Genomic DNA, 227 nt, shown 5'->3' on the forward strand with positions numbered 1-227 from the left:
GTCGAGAACCCGGACCGGTTCGTCCTGGCCGACCTCGACGACGACGAAGCCTCGCTGAGGGCGCTGCGCGGCGTCCTCGCCTCCGGTGAGCCGCAGGCGATGCTGCGCTCGGGCGAGGTGCTCGTGCCGCGGATCGCGCGCCTGCCCTTCCCGGAGGCCCCGGCCCTCGCCGACCTCGCGCCGGGGGAGTGGGACCGCGACGGCACCGTCCTGATCACCGGCGGCAC

At 76.2% G+C, this 227-nt stretch carries 1 protein-coding gene; it reads left to right on the forward strand.

Going from position 1 to position 227, the window contains the following annotated elements; all coding sequences use genetic code 11:
* A partial coding sequence (locus G3I65_RS34045) for a hypothetical protein (RefSeq protein ID WP_160699735.1) occupies nt 1-227 on the forward strand: 227 nt, incomplete at both ends.

This window comes from Amycolatopsis sp. SID8362, from assembly GCF_010550475.1.
GTDB classification, from domain to species: domain Bacteria; phylum Actinomycetota; class Actinomycetes; order Mycobacteriales; family Pseudonocardiaceae; genus Amycolatopsis; species Amycolatopsis eburnea.